Source organism: Nocardia sp. CC213A, from assembly GCF_030766805.1.
Lineage (GTDB): Bacteria > Actinomycetota > Actinomycetes > Mycobacteriales > Mycobacteriaceae > Nocardia > Nocardia otitidiscaviarum.
In genome coordinates this window covers 184,680-200,965 of the sequence record NZ_JASFXA010000008.1, presented here as the reverse complement: position 1 = coordinate 200,965, position 16,286 = coordinate 184,680, and the positions used below count along the sequence as shown (strand labels likewise).

Here is a 16,286-nt window from a genome sequence, read left to right as displayed (position 1 = left end):
CTCTGACCAATTGTCGTCGTAGCGTCGTAGGCATGGCGTTGCAGCGCATCGATCGCAGAACCGTTCCCGACGAGGTCTTCGAACAGCTCGTGGACACCGTGCTCGACGGTGAACTCGCACCGGGGGAGACGCTGCCCGCCGAGCGGCAGCTCGCCGAGGCGCTCGGTGTCTCCCGGCCCACCGTGCGGGAGGCGTTGCAGCGGCTCGCGCACACCGGACTCGTCGAGGTGCGGCAGGGTGGTGGTACCACGGTGCGCGACTTCCGCCGCTTCGGTGGCCTGGATATGCTGCCGCGCTTGCTTTTCCGGCGCGGTGAGCTCGACCACGCGGTATTGCGCAGCATTCTGGAGGCGCGCGCCGCCCTGGGCCGCGAGGTGGCCGGGCTGGCGGCCGAGCGCGGCGGCGCGGACGCGCTGCCCGCACTGCGCGCCGGTGTGGACGAGCTGGCGGCCCACCCGGATCCGGTCGCCCAGCAGCGGGCAGCGCTGGCCTTCTGGGATCACCTGGTGGATGCCGCCGACTCCATCGTCTACCGGCTGCTCTACAACAATCTGCGCGCCGTCTACGAGCCCGCCATCGAGGCGCTCGCGGTGCTCATGGCCGCCGAGGTCACCCGCGTCGATCGCTATCGCGCCATCGCCGATGCCGTCGCGGCGCGCGACAGCACCGCCGCCCGCACCGCCGCCACCGATCTACTGTCCACGGCGACAACGGAATTCGCCACACTTATTCGCCGTCTACAGGAGGCGCCCGATGAACCCGAACGATCCTGACCGCGCCGCCCGAGCCCGGCTGGCCGCCGATGAGGCGGCGTCCGCCCGCCGCGCTACACTCTCCCTGCCCGACGCCTTCCGGGTATTCGTGCGGCAGCCCTCGCCGTGGATCATCGCGGCCCTGTTCGCGACGGCGCTCGCGGCCCGGATCGCGGTGGGGGACTGGCGGATCACCGACGCCCTGGTGCCGGTGGTGATGCTGGCGCTGTTCCCGCTCGTCGAATGGCTCATCCACGTCTGCGTGCTGCACTGGCGGCCGCGCCGGATCGGCCGTCTCACCGTCGATTCGCTGCTGGCGCGCAAACACCGGGAGCACCACCGCGATCCGCGCGATATCCCGCTGATCTTCATCCCCTGGCAGACCTTCCTGTGGCTCATCCCGGTGCTGGTCACCATTGCCGCCCTGGCCTTTCCACGGCCCGGCCTGGGCCTGACCTTCCTGGTGGTGCTCGCTCTGCTCGGCCTCAACTACGAGTGGACCCACTACCTCGTGCACACCGACTACCAGCCCAGCGGCCGGCTCTACCGCGCCGTCCGCCGCAACCACCGCCTGCACCACTTCAAGAACGAGCACTACTGGTTCACGGTCACCACCTCCGGCACCGCCGATCGAATGCTGCGCACCTACCCGGACCCCGGTGCGACCCCCAACTCGCCGACCGCGAAAGCCTTGCACCAGTAGGCAGGTGCGCGTCAGCGCCGACCGTGTCCGAGCAGAGCGAGCCGGACGCGGTTGTCGGCGCCGGTCTTGGCCATCAGGTTGGTGACGTGGGTTTTGACGGTGGTGACGCCGACGTGCAGCCGGTTCGCGATCTCGGTGTTCGACAGGCCCTCGGCCACCAGGTCGAGCACCTCCCGCTCGCGGGCGGTGAGATCGGCGACGGGTGCGGCGGGATCGGCCTCCGTGCGCGCCGTCACCGCCGAATCCAGCACGCGCCGTAGCACTTCCGGTGTGAAGGGATGGTCGCCCGCCGCGGCGCGGCGGATACCCGCCAACAGGTCCGCCGGGGAGGCGTCCTTCACCAGGAAACCGCAGGCTCCGGCGGCGAGTGCGGGGTACAGGTGATCGTCGTCGTCGAAGGTGGTCAGCACGACCACGCGGGCGGTCGGCCGGTCGGCGAGAATGCACGCGGTGGCGCGGATGCCGTCCATACCGGGCATGCGCAGATCCATCAGCACCACATCGGGGGTGAGCCGCGCGGCCAACCGCACGGCCTCGGCTCCGGTGGCGGCCTCGGCGACCACCTCGAGGTCGTCGGCGGTCTGGCAGAGCATCCGCAGTCCGGCGCGGACCAGCTGCTGATCGTCGACGACGAGTACCCGGACGATCACGGCGCGACTCGCGACCGGGTGGGCAGCTGCGCGGTGACCCGCCAGCCGCCGGTGACGGCTGCGGCGGTGAACGCCCCGCCGAGCAGTTCCACGCGTTCGCGCAGGCCGATCAGGCCGACGCCGGGCGGACCGTCGCCGGTGCGCGCCGCCGAACCCTGGTCGCGCAGTGTGAAATCCACCTTCTCATCATGGCGGACGATCGTCAGGGCGGCCCGTGCCCCGGGCCCCGCATGCCGCACGGTGTTCGCCAATCCCTCCTGGGTGAGGCGCAGCAGTGTCAGTCCGGTGAGGGCGTCCACGTCGGTGATCGCGGCGTCCACCTCCGCGTGCGTCCGAATGCCCAGCCGCCGTGCGCGTTCCACGGCGGCGGCGAGGGCGTCGGGCAGATCCGCGGGCGCGAGGAAGGATTCGTCATCGCCGTTCGGATCACGCAGGACGGTCACGAGCTTGCGCAGATCCGCCAGCGTTTCCCTGCCGCTGGCATGAATATCGTCGAGCACCTCGAGGACGGCGGGTGGGGCGTCGGGCAGCGCGTGGCGCGCGATGCCGACCCGCAGCACGGTGGAGGACACGTGGTGTGCGATGAGGTCGTGCAATTCCCGTGCGATGGCGGTGCGTTCCAGCGCCCGCGCGGCGGCCACCTCGGATTCGCGGCGCTGGGCCAGTTCGTGGGCTTGGTGTCGCGCGCGTGCGGCGCTGTCGCGCGCGGTGCGCAGCAGGGAGCCGATGAGCAGTGGCAGTCCGGCCATGACCGCGGCGCGGTACGCGGTGGCGGCCGCGCTCTCACCCGGATGCAGCAGGTACGCACCGGCGAGTACCGCCGCGCCGAGCAGCGGCCGCCAACCCCGGTGCCGCGCGGCGAGTTCGGTGAGCGCGATGGCGGCGGCCACCTTGGCGACCACCGGGCCGGTGTGCCCGAATTCGAAGCCGACCATGAGCACGGCGGTGGTGGTCAGCGCCGTGGCCAGCGGCCAGCGCACCCCACCGGCGGTGAGCAGCACCGAGGCAAGGGCGATGGCCCAGTCGAGCGGGTCGGTGGTTCGGGTGAGCAGCAGCAGGCATCCGGCCGCCAGTGCGGTCAGCACCAGCAGTCGGATCGGAATCGACCGGGCGTCGAGCATCCACTCGATACCGCGCCGCATTCCGGTCGACTCCACCACCTTTCACATCATGCCCGCTCACACCCGCCCCCGCGTCTCCTCCCGAGGGAGGAGACGGCTCCTCCCCGCGGCCGCCGGGAGGAGCCGCCGGTCGGATCCGCGGCGGGGCGCGGCGGGGCACGGTGGACGTCATGAACGATGCGACCGACACTCCGCCCACCGCGGACGACCACTCGAAACCCAACCGCCGCAAGCTGTTCGGCCTCACCGCCTCCGGCCTGGCGGTCGGCGCGGCGGCCGGATTGGCCGGGGGAGTGGCGCTGGGGGCCGACTCCAACCCGCCCCCGGTGCCGTCGATCGGGAGACGGCGCTTCGAGAACCAGGTGGTGCTCATCACCGGCGCGACCTCCGGCATCGGCGCGGCGGCGGCCCGGCAGTTCGCCGCCGAGGGGGCACGGGTCGCCTTCTGCGGTCGCCGGGTCGATCGCGGTCAGGCGGTGGAGCGGGAGATTCGCGCGGCGGGCGGGGAGGCCACCTATATTCGCGCCGATGTGCTGGTCGAGAACGAGGTGCGCGAATTCGTCGATACCGCCGTGCGGATCTACAACGGGCTGGACGTGGCGTTCAACAATGCGGGCATCACCATTCAGAAGAAACTGCACGAATACAGCGCCGAGGATTTCGATCGCGTGGTCGGCACCAATCTGCGCGGAGTTTTCCTGGCGATGAAATACCAAGTGCCGCATATGCTCCGCGGCGGTGGCGGCACCATTGTGGTGACATCCTCGAGCAATGCGCTGGCCACCGATGCCGGTCGCGCCGCCTATACCGCGAGCAAGCGGGCGCTGGTCGGTCTGGTGCAGTCGGCGGCCCTGGATTACGCGGCTGCCGGAATCCGGGTGAACACCCTGGTCCCGGGCACCACGGACACCGAACTGGTCTGGCGGGCGGGTGGTCTGGAGTCCATGCCCGCCGATGCGCGGCAGGTGTTCTTGAAACAGTGGGCCAGTTCGAATGTTCCGGGCCTCGGTCGCCTTGCCACCCCGGAGGAGATCGCCGCTTTCGCACTCACCCTCGCCGCACCCGAACACACCTATCTCACGGGTGCGCAACTGGTGATCGACGGCGGGAAAACGGCGCACGCCTGAATAGGGTCCGGAGTGCACAGGCAAGGCTGACCTTGCTGTTTATCGGGACGGAACCGATATAGGATCACTGTCGGATCCCCCGTGGGTCAGCCCACCCACGGGCCCAACGGCACGGAGGAATTCATGACCACATTGGAAATGCCTCACGTCAGCGAATGTACGGTCAGCGACTGCTCGTACAACCACGATGGCTGCCACGCCTACGCGATCAATGTGGCCGGGGAGAACGGCCACGCCGACTGCACCACCTTCATTCCGCTCTCGAGCAAAGGCGGGCTGGATCGCGTCACCTCCATGGTCGGCGCCTGCCAGCGCGCCGACTGCACCCACAACAAGGATCTCGAATGCACCGCGCCGGAGATCCGGGTCGGCCTCGGTGCGTCCGACCATACGGCGAACTGCCTGACCTACACACCGGCCTGACGGCCGCGGCAGACAGCGCGACTCGACCGTAGCGATGCGGTCGGGCCGCGCTGGCCGCTGTGCGGATATCAGAAGTAGACGCCCGGTACGCAGTAGCCCGTAACCAGCTGGCGGTCGCCGTAGCGGACGGCGGCCGAGTCCCACTGTGCGCCCAGGCCGCGGACGAAGGCCCGCGCCACCTCGAGATCGGCACGGTCGGCGATCAGGACGAGTGTGCCGTCCTCGGTGACCGAGCCGCCGCCGAGCCGTTCCCGCGCCACCGGATCCGCCAGCAGGGCATTGTGCACGCGCGATAGTTCGACACCCGGCACCCGGACGAGGAACCCGTCGGCGCGCTCGTCGTCGGCCGGGAGGAACTCGATGCCAACCACGGCTTCCTGGTTGTAGCGCACCCGCAGGTCGTCGGCGATCCAGCACAGATTGTCGCGCCCGGTGCAGGCCAGTTCGAAACGACGGGCGGGCTCATAGGTGAGCTGGCGGGACTGCGCCGACCAGTAGACGCCGTCGACGGGTTCGGAGTACACCGTGAGCCCGAGCTCCATGGCCGCCGTGAGATTCACTTCCAACTCGAACTGGGTGAGCGGATCATCCATCCGGGGATCGGCCGGGTCGGTGATGGTGGCGGTATTCCACGTGCCGATCAGCTCCGCGGTGGGCCGCAACGGATCGTCGGGCGCACACGACCACGGTCCGTACGCGTGGGCGGTACCACCGCCCGCCGTCAACAGTGCGCCGGTGAGCGCGACTACGACAGCCAACGCGGCGACGATTCTGCTGCTGATCATTGCGGCCGCACCGTTCTCCAGAATCTATTCATGCGCAGTGTAGGACCGGACCGCCCGCCCCGGCAGCGCATTGACCAGGATCGCCACACCGCGAGCGGGTGTCGATACCGTCGTGCACCGTGGCCGCCGCCGTCCGGCCTTCGACATCGTGCGGTGTCGGCAGCTCCGGCCGCTGTCAGTGGGGCAGGCGCGGGTAGGGCAGGTCGGTGCAGGTGGTTTCGCTGACCGCCAAGGGGCGTCCGATCTGGGGGAAGGCGCGTTGCGGACAGGCGGGGCGTTCGCACACCTTGCAGCCCGCGCCGATCGGGACCGCGGCGGCGGGGTCGTCGAGTTGCAGTCCCTGGGAGTACACCAGGCGGTCCGCGTACTCCAGATCGCAGCCGAGGCCGATGGCGAATTCCTTGGGACCGGTGCCGAATCCGTGCGGGGCGGGATGGGTGGTGCGCGCGATCCACAGGTAGCGGCGGCCGTCGGGCATGGACGCCACCTGGGTGAGGGTGCGGCCCGGATTGGCGAACGCCTCGTAGACCACCCACAGCGGACAGCTGCCGCCCACCCGGGAGAAGTGGAATGCGGTGGCGGACTGGCGTTTCGAGATGTTCCCGGCGCGGTCGGTGCGGATGAGGAAGAACGGCACCCCGCGATGTCCCTGCCGCTGCAGTGTGCTCAGCCGATGACACACCGTTTCGAAGCCGACCTCGAAGCGCAGGGCGAGCAGGTCGATGTCGTAGCGCAGTTCCTCGGCGCTGCGCAGGAACTTCCCGTAGGGGAGGACGAGCGCCCCGGCGAAGTAGTTGGCCAGTCCGATGCGGGCCAGCGCGCGGGATTCGCCCGCCAGCGACGGGGTTTCGTCGAGCACCTCGTCGAGGAGCTGGCCGTAGAGCAGGAAGGCGAGGGTGGTGGCGATCTGGAAGGCGCGCTGTCCGGGGCGTAGCCGCCGCGCCAGGGTGAGAGTCCGGGTTTCCTTGTCGTAGTGGCGCTTCGGGATATTCGGGTCGGCTCCGTCGCCGCGCACCAGGACGGTCACACCCGCGCGTTCCTCGGCCACCCGCGCCAGCTGCCGGTCCAGTGAGCCGATGGTGAGCCCGCATTCCTCGAACAGCCGCTCGGCGGCCAGGTCCACGTGGGCGATGTGATTGTGGTGGTCGTAGAAGAAGTCCCGCACATCCTCGTAGGGCATGGGCACGCCGGGCGCGCCGGTGGGCGCGGCCACCTTGGAGGATAGTAGATCCAGTTGGTCGGTGGCGGCCCGTAGCCGCCGGTGCATGGCGACGATGATCTTGGCGACCTCGGGTAATCGGGTGGCCAGGTCTTCGACCTCGGCGACCGGCGCGGAGTTGCCGCCGCTGGCCTCGACGAGCACCTCGTGCAGATCCGAGACCAGCCGGGCATCGGAGTCTGCGGCGAAGAACTGCACATCGAGGTCGAAGGTCGAATTCAGTTTCAGCAGCACGGGAATCGTGAGGGGTCGCTGATCGCGCTCCAGCTGGTTGAGGTAGCTGGGGGACAGATCCAGGGACTTCGCCAGCGCGGCCTGGGTCATCCGCCGTTCCTCGCGCAACCGCCGTAGTCGGGCACCCGCATACATCTTGCGCACGCGTGGAACTCTACCCAGATGACTTCGCAATCATCGCAATTTCGCGCGGGTTCGTCGCCGGAAATCTGCTACTGCAAGGTATTTTCGCGCCACGCGGAGAGTGCGTAGCGTGCGAAGAAAGAACGGTTGCTCCATTGATGAGCAAAACACATGAAGACCCATATAGTACGTGTTCTCGCCGTCGCCGAGGCGTTTCCGCGGCAGGAATCTCGAGCGGGAACGTTTGCCGAGGTCGCTGCCGGCCCACGGCACCGACCTGCTCAGCGGTCGAGTACGAGCGCCTGCGCGGCGATCACCGTGGCCGGTCGCCCACGCGTGATCGCGTGTGTTCGGGCCAGTTATTGCCGACTGGCTCTGTATTCGCAGGCCAGTTGTCGACATATTGGTCGAATGTTGCTTCGACGGTTGATCGCGCTCTATGTCGGATTGGTGCTCTACGGGCTGTCGATGGCCGTCATGATTCGAGCCGGGCTGGGTTTGGATCCGTGGGATGTGTTCCATCAGGGCGTGGACCTGCGGGTGCCGATCAGTTTCGGGGCGGTGGTCGCCGTGACCGGGGTGGCGGTGCTACTGGCCTGGATTCCGCTGCGGCAGCGGCCAGGTCTGGGAACGGTGAGCAATGTGGTGGTCATCGCGGTGGCCGTGGACGCCGGGTTGTGGCTGCTGCCGCAGGTGCACGGGCTGGGCTGGCGGATCGCGGCCATGGGGATCGCGGTCGTGGCCAACGCCGTCGCGACGGTGCTCTACATCGGCGCGGGCATGGGCCCCGGACCGCGGGACGGCCTGATGACCGGACTGGTACGCCGCACCGGTCGACCGGTCTGGATGATCCGTACCGGCATCGAGGCCACCGTGCTGGCCACCGGCTGGCTGCTCGGCGGCAGCGTGGGCATCGGAACCCTGGTCTACGCCTTCGGAATCGGCCCGCTCATCCAACTGATGATCCCGTTCGTGGACGACTGGCTGCCGGGCTTCCGTGATCCGGACAGCGCCGCGCCGGAACAGCCGTCACCCGCCGCCGGTGTGCCGGCCGGCCGTGTCCACCGCCCCCGGCAGCGGACGTTCTTCCCGCCGGAACGGTCCACCACGACGGCCTCCGCCCGTGGTTCCGCCGTGAACGCGTACAGCGCCAGACCCGAATACGTGTTGACGGCCAGGAGAATCGCGAACGTCAGCGCCAGCGCCAGGGCTCTGCGGGGGTGCATCGACCCACCGTAGGCGCGATGGGGGCGGCGGGTCGCTGCGCGGTGCGGCCGAACGGTGGCGGTGCTCGTGTACGCATCCGGTCGCGTGGTCGAGCGCAGCAGGCGTAGTTCCGGCCGCCAGCAGTGATACGTCTTGGACGGTCGCGTTTGTGCTGCGGCAGACTCGGATCCGACGGACAATAGGGTCCGGCTCGGCACACGGAGGACACCATGGCGAAACCCGGCCCATCCGCGCAACTGGACGTCACCGAGGGGGCGCTGGCGCACAACCTGCCCTATCTCGCGCTGGGTTCCGGTCGGCCGCTGGTATTCCTGCGCTGGTTCACCCCCGACCATGCCAATCCGACCGGCTGGATGCGGACCTCGGAGATCAAGACGTTGAGTCCGCTCGCCCGGCACTTCCGCGTCTACGCGGTGAACCGGGCGCCCGGCACCCCGGCGGGCACCACCATGGCCGATATCGCCGACCAGCACGCCGAGGCGCTGCACAAGGAATTCGGTGAACCCGTGGATGTGATCGGCGTCAGCTCCGGCGGTTCGGTCGCGCTGCAACTGGCCGCCGACCATCCGGAGGCGGTGCGGCGGCTGGTGGTCGTCTCCTCCGGCTACCGGCTGGAACCGCACGTGCGGGAGGCGCAGCTGAACTACGCGCGGGCCGTCGAGTCCGGGCGGCGCGGGATGCACCACATCGCGGGCGAAACTATCCAGAACCCCGTGGCCGCGCGCCTGGTGGCCGCGGTGGCGTGGCTGCTCGACCCGCTGGCGCGGCCGCACGACCCCGCCGCCACCGCGGCGTTCATCCGCGCCGAGGACGCCTTCGACCTCACCGATCGGCTGGGTGAGATCAGCGCGCCCACCCTCGTCCTCGGCGGTGACAAGGACGCGGCCTACCCGGTGCGGAACCTGGAGTTCACCGCCGCGGGCATTCCGGGCGCTCGCGCGCGGGTGTATCCCGGCGCCTCGCACATGGGCGCGATCAAGGACCCGCGGCTGGTCGCCGACGTGGTGGAATTCCTCGCGGACTGAGGCAGGGCGGAACAAGGCAGGGCGGACCGAGGCAGGCGGACCGAGCCGACGGGAAGGTCCGCGGCCACCGGCCGCGGACCTCCGCTACTCCGGGCGCGGTGATGCCCGGGCCACGCGGGCTCAGCGCACGGCATCCGCGGCCGCGCGCATATTGCGCAGCGCGGCCTCCACCTCGACCGGACCGCGGGTCTTCAGCCCGCAGTCCGGATTCACCCAGAGCCGTTCGGCGGGCACGGCTTTCAGCGCGGCCCGCAGCGAACGCTCGATCTCCGCCACGCTGGGTACGCGCGGGGAGTGGATGTCGTACACGCCGGGACCGATGCCCAGCGCGAAACCGGCCGCATTGAGGTCGTCGAGCACCTCCATATGCGAGCGGGCCGCCTCGATGGAGGTGACGTCGGCGTCCAGGGCGGCGATCGCGTCGATCACCTCACCGAATTCCGAATAGCACAGATGCGTGTGGATCTGGGTCGCGTCGGAGACCCCGGAGGTGGCCAGCCGGAACGCGGCCACCGACCAGTCCAGGTACTCCGGCTTGGCCTCGGCTCGCAGCGGCAGCAGCTCCCGCAGCGCCGGTTCGTCCACCTGGATGACGCGGATGCCGGCGGCCTGCAGGTCCACCGTCTCCTCGCGAATCGCCAGCGCCACCTGCCGCGCCGAATCGGCCAGCGGCTGGTCGTCACGCACGAACGACCACGCCAGAATGGTCACCGGACCGGTGAGCATGCCCTTCACCGGCTTGTCGGTGAGCGACTGCGCGTACTCGATCCATTCCACCGTCATCGGCGCGGGCCGGGCCACATCGCCGAACAGGATGGGCGGCCGCACGCAGCGGGTGCCGTAGGACTGCACCCAGCCGTTGGCGGTGGCGGCGAAGCCGTCGAGCTGCTCGGCGAAGTACTGCACCATGTCGTTGCGCTCGGGCTCGCCGTGCACCAGCACGTCCAGGCCCAGCCGCTCCTGCAGCGCGATGACGTCCGCGACCTCGGCGCGCATGCGCTCGGTGTACTGCTCGGCGGTGAGGTCGCCCCTGGTGTACGCGGCGCGTGCCTTGCGGATCTCCGGCGTCTGCGGGAACGAGCCGATGGTGGTGGTCGGCAGCAGTGGCAGGTTCAGCCGATCCCGTTGCAGCGCGGCACGATCCGCCGCCGGTGCGCGACGGGTCGCGTCGGACCCCAGCGCCGCCAGCCGCGCCCGCACGGTGTCGTTGCGCAGCCGCGGGTCGGCGGCCCGATTCGCCAGCGCCGCACGGGCGGAAGCCAATTCGCCGGCGACCTCGTCGGTGCCCCGGTGCAGGGCGGTGGCCAGCATCCGCACCTCGGCGACCTTCTCGTCACCGAACGCGAGCCAGGAACGCAGCGCCTCGTCGAGTCCGGGCTCCGCCGTCAGCGTGTACGGCACGTGCAGCAGTGAGCAGGAGGTCGACACCACCAGCGCGCCGGTACTGCCGAGCAGGGTGGCGAGGGTGGACAGCGCTCGGTCGGGATCGGTGCGCCAGATATTGCGGCCGTCGACCACACCGGCCACCACGAGCTTGTCGCGCAGCGGCCGCACCGCGGCCACGTCCTCGACGGTGGTCCCGGCGGTGAAATCCAGGGCGATCGCCTCGACCGGGGTGGAAGCCAGCACCGGCAGCGCGGCATCCGGATGCCCGAAGTAGGTGGCGACCAGGACGGCCGGGCGGTCGGTCGCGGACGCGAGGTCGCTGTAGACGGTGCCGACCAGGGCGAGCTCGTCGGCGGTGAGATCGGTCACCAGCACCGGCTCGTCGATCTGCACCCACTCCGCACCCGCGGCGGCCAGGCGGCTCAGCAGGTCGCGGTACAGCGGCAGCAGTTCGGTCAGGCGCGACAGCGGTTCCGCGCCCACACCCTTGGCCAGTTTCAGGAAGGTCAGCGGACCGATGACCACCGGCCGCGCGGGAATGCCGAGCTCCCGCGCCTCGGCCAGCTCACCCAGCAGTTTGTCCGGGTGCAGGGAGAAACGGGTCTCCGCGCCGATCTCCGGGACCAGATAGTGGTAGTTGGTGTCGAACCACTTGGTCATCTCCAACGGCGCGACCGCGTCGGTGCCGCGCGCCGCCGCGAAATAGCGGTCCAGCGGATCGGCGATCTCCGCCACCCGCGGCGGCAGCGCGCCGAGCAGGACCGCGGTGTCCAACATCTGGTCGTAGTAGGAGAAGGTGCCGACCGGGATCGAATCCAGTCCCGCGGCGTGCAGCGCGGTCAGCTGCGAGTCCCGCAGCTTCCGCCCGACGGCGTGCAGCGCGTCGGCGTCGATGCGACCGGCCCAATAGGACTCGGTCGCCTTCTTCAACTCCCGGTTCGGCCCGATGCGCGGAATGCCGAGCACCGTGGCGGTGAAGGGGGTCGGTGTATTGGTCACGGATATTTCTCCAGTGTTCCAGAGCCACTGGCCACCACCGCGGGCGCGAACAGCCGTGCCACGCGCACACCGAACGGCATGCGAATACGCACATGCGGTCCATCGCCCAATCCACGAGGCGGAGGCCGCCGGATACGGCGTACCCGGCACAGTCGGCAGGTCTTCGGACTCACGGGCTCCGGCCGAATGGCCGACCTACTGGCCGTCGCTTCCCAGGTGTGGCACCCAGTGCGTGGTACGGCGGTCGTTCCCGTATACCGCTGCGGGACAGTCCCGGATTCTCACCGGGTTCCCTCTCATCGGATGAACTCACGCGTGGTGAGCATCCGGTTTCGACGCCGACTGGGGGCTCCCGTCCGGCGAACCGATTGCGAGATGAGCATATAGCCGCGCCGGCGGCTCCGGCGACGGGGCCGGAGCCGGTCCGGTGTGTATCGTCCGGATGAACACATCTTCGCAACCCGGCTAACGTCGGTTGTGAAGATTCCTGCGAACCCGACATCGTGACCGAAGGGTGTCCGGGGAGCGGGTACCTTAGGCGGATGTTCTCCAAAGTCCTGGTCGCCAACCGCGGCGAGATCGCCATTCGCGCCTTCCGCGCGGCATACGAACTCGGCATCGGCACGGTCGCCGTCTTTCCCCATGAGGACCGCAATTCGGTCCATCGGCTGAAGGCGGACGAGGCGTATCAGATCGGCACGCCCGGACATCCCGTGCGCGCGTACCTGTCGATCGAGGAAATTCTCGAGGCTGCGAAGACCTCGGGGGCCGACGCGGTCTACCCCGGTTACGGTTTTCTTTCCGAGAATCCCGACCTCGCGGCGGCGTGCGCCCGCGAGGGGATCACCTTCATCGGCCCGTCCGCGCAGGTGTTGGAGCTGACCGGGAACAAGGCCCGCGCGATCGCCGCGGCCAAGGCCGCCGGGCTGCCGGTGCTGACCTCCAGCGCACCCTCCGCCGACGTGGACGAGTTGCTGGCGGCCGCCGAGACCATGGACTTTCCCGTCTTCGTCAAGGCCGTGGCCGGGGGCGGCGGCCGCGGTATGCGCAAGGTCGACGACCGCGCCCTACTGCGCGAGGCGGTGGAGGCGGCCATGCGCGAGGCCGAATCCGCCTTCGGTGACGCGACGGTGTTCCTGGAGCAGGCGGTGGTCAACCCGCGCCACATCGAGGTGCAGATCCTCGCCGACTCGCACGGCGACGTGATCCACCTCTACGAACGCGACTGCTCCCTGCAACGGCGGCATCAGAAGGTGATCGAACTCGCGCCCGCCCCGAATCTGGATCCGGCCGTGCGCGACCGGATCTGCGCCGACGCGGTGGCCTTCGCCCGCCAGATCGGCTACAGCTGCGCGGGCACGGTGGAGTTCCTGCTCGACGAGCGCGGCCGGCACGTGTTCATCGAGATGAACCCGCGCATCCAGGTCGAGCACACGGTGACCGAGGAGATCACCGATGTGGACCTGGTGCAGGCGCAGATGCGCATCGCCGCCGGGGAGTCCCTGGCGGATCTGGGGCTGCGGCAGGAGTCGATCACGATCCGGGGCGCGGCGCTGCAGTGCCGCATCACCACCGAGGATCCGGCCAACGGGTTCCGGCCCGACACCGGCCGCATCACCGGCTACCGGTCGCCGGGCGGGGCGGGCGTGCGGCTGGACGGCGGCGCGAACGTGGGTGCCGAGGTGGGTGCGTACTTCGACTCCATGCTGGTCAAACTCACCTGCCGCGGCCGTGACTTCGCCACCGCGGTGGCGCGCGCCCGGCGGGCGGTGGCCGAGTTCCGCATTCGTGGCGTCACGACCAATATCCCGTTCCTGATGGCGGTGCTCGACGATCCGGAGTTCCGGGCCGGACGGGTGACCACGTCGTTCATCGACCAGCGGCCGGAACTACTCACTCAGCGCTCCTCGGCCGACCGCGGCACCAAGATCCTGCGGTATCTGGCCGACGTCACCGTGAACAAGCCGCACGGACAGCGCACCACCACGGTGTATCCGCACGATAAGCTGCCCGCGCTGGATCTGACGGCGCCGCCGCCCCCGGGGTCGCGGCAGAAGCTGCTGGAACTCGGGCCGGAAGGGTTCGCGCGCTGGCTGCGGGAGCGGCCGGGCGTCGCGGTCACCGACACCACCTTCCGCGACGCGCACCAGTCGCTGCTGGCCACCCGGGTGCGTACCAACGGGCTGCTGGACGTGGCCGGGCATGTGGCGCGGATGACGCCGGAACTGCTGTCCATCGAATGCTGGGGCGGTGCGACCTACGACGTCGCGCTGCGGTTCCTGTACGAGGACCCGTGGGAGCGCCTGGCCGCGCTGCGCGAGGCGATCCCGAATATCAACCTGCAGATGCTGCTGCGCGGGCGCAATACCGTCGGCTACACCCCGTACCCGGAAAAGGTCACGCGCGCTTTCGTTTCCGAGGCCACCGCCACCGGCATCGACATCTTCCGCATCTTCGACGCGCTCAACAACGTGGACCAGATGCGGCCCGCCATCGACGCCGTGCGCGAAACCGGAACGGCCATCGCCGAAGTCGCCATGAGCTACACCGGCGACCTGTCGAATCCGGACGAGAACCTCTACACGCTCGACTACTACCTCAAGCTCGCCGAGGAGATCGTCGACGCCGGGGCGCATGTCCTCGCCATCAAGGACATGGCGGGCCTGCTGCGGGCTCCGGCGGCGGCGACGCTGGTCACGGCCCTGCGCCGGGAGTTCGAGCTGCCCGTGCACGTGCACACCCACGACACCCCGGGCGGCCAGCTGGCCACCTACCTGGCCGCCTGGCAGGCGGGCGCGGACGCCGTCGACGGCGCCTCGGCCCCCATGGCGGGCACCACGTCCCAGCCCGCGCTCTCGGCCATCGTCGCGGCGGCGGCCAACTCACCGCACGACACCGGGCTGAACCTCCAGCACGTGTGCGATCTGGAGCCGTACTGGGAGGCGCTGCGCAAGGTGTACGCGCCCTTCGAATCCGGACTGCCGGGGCCGACCGGGCGCGTGTACCACCACGAGATCCCGGGCGGCCAGCTGTCGAATCTGCGGCAGCAGGCCATCGCCTTGGGGCTGGGCGACCAGTTCGAGGAGGTGGAGGCCAAATACGCTGCCGCCGACCGCATGCTGGGCCGCCTGGTCAAGGTCACCCCGTCGTCCAAGGTGGTCGGCGACCTCGCGCTGGCACTGGTCGGCACCGGCGTGGACGTGGACGAATTCGCCGCCGACCCCGGCCGCTACGACATTCCCGATTCGGTGATCGGTTTCCTGCGTGGGGAATTGGGCACACCGGCCGGTGGCTGGCCGGAGCCGTTCCGCTCGCGCGCGCTGGCCGGACGCGGCCCGGCCAAGCCGGAAACCCAGCTCACCGCCGAGGACGAGGCTGGGTTGAACGGGACCTCGGAGCAGCGGCGCGCCACCCTGAACCGGCTGCTGTTCCCCGGGCCCACCGCCGAATTCCTGGCCCACCGCGAGAAGTACGGCGACACCTCCGGGCTGTCGGCCAACCAGTTCTTCTACGGCCTGCGCCACGACGAGGAACACCGCGTCCAGTTGGAGAAGGGCGTCACCCTCCTCATCGGCCTGGAGGCCATCTCCGAACCCGACGAGCGCGGCATGCGCACCGTGATGTGCATCCTCAACGGCCAGCTGCGACCGATCATGGTGCGCGACCGCTCCATCGCCAGTGAGGTCCCCGCCGCCGAGAAGGCCGACAAGAACAATGCCGGGCATATCGCGGCCCCGTTCGCGGGCGTGGTCACGCTGTCGGTCGGCGACGGCGACACCGTCGGCCCCGGCGACACCATCGGCACCATCGAGGCCATGAAGATGGAGGCCGCCATCACCGCGCCGCGCGGCGGCACGGTCAAGCGCGTCGCCATCGGCAAGGTGCAGCAGGTGGAGGGCGGCGATCTGCTGATCGAACTGAGCCTCAACGAGGCCGCGGCGGAGTGACGCGGATCGTCGCTGGGAGCGCGGGCGGGCGGCGGTTGCGGGTGCCGCCCGCCGGGACCCGGCCCACCTCCGATCGGGTGCGCGAGGCGCTGTTCAACCTGCTCGCCGCCCGGCTGGACTTCGGCGGGATACGAGTCGCGGATCTCTACGCGGGGTCCGGGGCGCTGGGGTTGGAGGCGCTGTCACGCGGGGCGTCGCGGGCGTTGTTGGTGGAGTCGGATCGTAAGGCGGCCAGTGTGATCCGGGGCAATATCGATGATCTCGGGCTGCCCGGGGCCGAACTGCGGCAGGGGAGCGTGGCGGCGGTGCTGGCGTCCCCGCCCGCCGACGGGCCGTACGACCTGGTGTTCTCCGATCCGCCGTACGCGCTGGACGTCACCGGGGTGATCGCCGATCTCGGTCTGCTCGCCGCCAACGAATGGCTGGTCGACGGTGCGCTCGTGGTGGTGGAACGTTCCAGCCGTTCACCGGAACTCGCTTGGCCCGCAGGGTATTACCCGCTGAAGTCCCGCACCTACGGGGAGACCCGGATCGACCTGGCGGAGTACGAGGCAGGGTCGTGAGC

12 protein-coding genes, 1 pseudogene and 1 riboswitch are annotated in these 16,286 nt (G+C 69.8%); of the genes and pseudogenes, 8 read left to right on the top strand and 5 right to left on the bottom strand.

Annotation, left to right across the window (positions count from 1 at the left end; genetic code table 11):
- The first annotated feature begins 32 nt into the window (after window positions 1-32).
- Entirely contained in the window at window positions 33-773 is a 741-nt protein-coding gene (locus QJS31_RS17085) for a FadR/GntR family transcriptional regulator (RefSeq protein ID WP_306357138.1), read from the top strand.
- Complete coding sequence (locus QJS31_RS17080) at window positions 754-1,455, top strand: sterol desaturase family protein (protein WP_282784721.1); 702 nt, start codon at window positions 754-756, stop codon at window positions 1,453-1,455. Before QJS31_RS17085 ends, QJS31_RS17080 begins: the two co-directional genes overlap by 20 nt.
- A gap of 11 nt (window positions 1,456-1,466) precedes the next feature.
- Here QJS31_RS17080 and QJS31_RS17075 read toward each other — a convergent pair whose 3' ends face one another.
- Window positions 1,467-2,102: a response regulator transcription factor gene (locus QJS31_RS17075; RefSeq protein ID WP_306357204.1), complete on the bottom strand. Its 636-nt coding sequence runs from the start codon at window positions 2,100-2,102 to the stop codon at window positions 1,467-1,469.
- On the bottom strand, window positions 2,102-3,265 hold the full coding sequence (locus tag QJS31_RS17070; protein WP_282784723.1) for a sensor histidine kinase: 1,164 nt from the start codon (window positions 3,263-3,265) through the stop codon (window positions 2,102-2,104). The genes QJS31_RS17075 and QJS31_RS17070 overlap by 1 nt, the downstream gene beginning before the upstream one ends.
- A 131-nt stretch (window positions 3,266-3,396) precedes the next feature.
- Here QJS31_RS17070 and QJS31_RS17065 point away from each other — a divergent pair, with 131 nt between their 5' ends.
- Window positions 3,397-4,353, top strand: coding sequence for an SDR family NAD(P)-dependent oxidoreductase (locus tag QJS31_RS17065; RefSeq protein ID WP_282784724.1), 957 nt, complete (start codon window positions 3,397-3,399; stop codon window positions 4,351-4,353).
- A 123-nt stretch (window positions 4,354-4,476) separates the two neighbouring features.
- Complete coding sequence (locus QJS31_RS17060; protein ID WP_029930094.1) at window positions 4,477-4,776, top strand: DUF1540 domain-containing protein; 300 nt, start codon at window positions 4,477-4,479, stop codon at window positions 4,774-4,776.
- Between the two features lie 68 nt (window positions 4,777-4,844).
- Here the strand turns inward: QJS31_RS17060 and QJS31_RS17055 are convergent, their stop codons facing one another.
- Window positions 4,845-5,561 (bottom strand): hypothetical protein, encoded by a 717-nt coding sequence (locus tag QJS31_RS17055; RefSeq protein WP_282784727.1) that lies wholly within the window; start codon window positions 5,559-5,561, stop codon window positions 4,845-4,847.
- A 175-nt stretch (window positions 5,562-5,736) separates the two neighbouring features.
- Window positions 5,737-7,158 carry a short-chain fatty acyl-CoA regulator family protein gene (locus QJS31_RS17050; protein ID WP_282784729.1) on the bottom strand — a complete coding sequence of 474 codons (1,422 nt, stop codon included), beginning with the start codon at window positions 7,156-7,158 and terminating at the stop codon, window positions 5,737-5,739.
- Window positions 7,159-7,548: 390 nt separating this feature from the next.
- Between QJS31_RS17050 and QJS31_RS17045 the strand changes: the two are divergent.
- Window positions 7,549-8,193: pseudogene (locus QJS31_RS17045) on the top strand (YitT family protein); the annotation flags it as partial.
- A gap of 380 nt (window positions 8,194-8,573) precedes the next feature.
- On the top strand, window positions 8,574-9,389 hold the full coding sequence (locus tag QJS31_RS17040) for an alpha/beta fold hydrolase (RefSeq protein WP_306357137.1): 816 nt from the start codon (window positions 8,574-8,576) through the stop codon (window positions 9,387-9,389).
- Between the two features lie 120 nt (window positions 9,390-9,509).
- Here the strand turns inward: QJS31_RS17040 and metE are convergent, their stop codons facing one another.
- Complete coding sequence (gene metE / locus QJS31_RS17035) at window positions 9,510-11,774, bottom strand: 5-methyltetrahydropteroyltriglutamate--homocysteine S-methyltransferase (RefSeq protein WP_306357136.1); 2,265 nt, start codon at window positions 11,772-11,774, stop codon at window positions 9,510-9,512.
- A 136-nt stretch (window positions 11,775-11,910) separates the two neighbouring features.
- A riboswitch (cobalamin riboswitch) is annotated at window positions 11,911-12,102 on the bottom strand.
- 214 nt (window positions 12,103-12,316) lie between these two features.
- On the opposite strand from metE, the gene QJS31_RS17030 reads away from it, so the two are divergent.
- Both QJS31_RS17030 and rsmD read left to right on the top strand, forming a co-directional pair.
- A complete protein-coding gene (locus QJS31_RS17030; protein WP_306357135.1) occupies window positions 12,317-15,721 on the top strand; it encodes a pyruvate carboxylase in 3,405 nt (1,134 codons plus the stop codon).
- Window positions 15,718-16,284, top strand: coding sequence for a 16S rRNA (guanine(966)-N(2))-methyltransferase RsmD (gene rsmD, locus QJS31_RS17025; RefSeq protein ID WP_282785610.1), 567 nt, complete (start codon window positions 15,718-15,720; stop codon window positions 16,282-16,284). Before QJS31_RS17030 ends, rsmD begins: the two co-directional genes overlap by 4 nt.
- The last annotated feature ends 2 nt before the right edge of the window (window positions 16,285-16,286 follow it).

Bases quoted from the DNA above. Each gene is read 5' to 3' on its own strand.
- QJS31_RS17065 (WP_282784724.1), top strand. From the start codon at position 3,397: ATGAACGATGCGACCGACACTCCGCCCACCGCGGACGACCACTCGAAA.
- QJS31_RS17055 (WP_282784727.1), bottom strand. From the start codon at position 5,561: ATGATCAGCAGCAGAATCGTCGCCGCGTTGGCTGTCGTAGTCGCGCTC.
- QJS31_RS17030 (WP_306357135.1), top strand. From the start codon at position 12,317: ATGTTCTCCAAAGTCCTGGTCGCCAACCGCGGCGAGATCGCCATTCGC.
- QJS31_RS17080 (WP_282784721.1), top strand. From the start codon at position 754: ATGAACCCGAACGATCCTGACCGCGCCGCCCGAGCCCGGCTGGCCGCC.
- QJS31_RS17040 (WP_306357137.1), top strand. From the start codon at position 8,574: ATGGCGAAACCCGGCCCATCCGCGCAACTGGACGTCACCGAGGGGGCG.
- QJS31_RS17060 (WP_029930094.1), top strand. From the start codon at position 4,477: ATGACCACATTGGAAATGCCTCACGTCAGCGAATGTACGGTCAGCGAC.
- QJS31_RS17085 (WP_306357138.1), top strand. From the start codon at position 33: ATGGCGTTGCAGCGCATCGATCGCAGAACCGTTCCCGACGAGGTCTTC.